The sequence below is a fragment of the Leifsonia sp. 2MCAF36 genome, assembly GCF_052115525.1.
GTDB lineage: Bacteria > Actinomycetota > Actinomycetes > Actinomycetales > Microbacteriaceae > Leifsonia.
Genome location: NZ_JBFRGV010000025.1, coordinates 1 through 377, shown reverse-complemented (window position 1 = coordinate 377; position 377 = coordinate 1). Strand labels below are relative to the sequence as shown.

The following is a 377-nucleotide window of genomic DNA, read 5'->3' as shown; positions in this document are numbered from 1 at the left end:
CTCCTTAGAGTGCCCACCATTACGTGCTGGTAACTAAGGAYAAGGGTTGCGCTCGTTGCGGGACTTAACCCAACATTTCACAACACGAGCTGACGACAGCCATGCAGCACCTGTCTCAMKGTTCCCGAAGGCACCAATCCATCTCTGGAAAGTTCATTGGATGTCAAGGCCTGGTAAGGTTCTTCGCGTTGCTTCGAATTAAACCACATGCTCCACCGCTTGTGCGGGCCCCCGTCAATTCATTTGAGTTTTAACCTTGCGGCCGTACTCCCCAGGCGGTCAACTTAATGCGTTAGCTGCGCCACTAAGAGCTCAAGGCTCCCAACGGCTAGTTGACATCGTTTACGGCGTGGACTACCAGGGTATCTAATCCTGTT

At 52.4% G+C, this 377-nt stretch carries 1 rRNA gene; it reads right to left on the bottom strand.

From position 1 onward, the window contains the following. A 16S ribosomal RNA gene (locus tag AB4079_RS19425) occupies window positions 1-377 on the bottom strand; the annotation flags it as partial.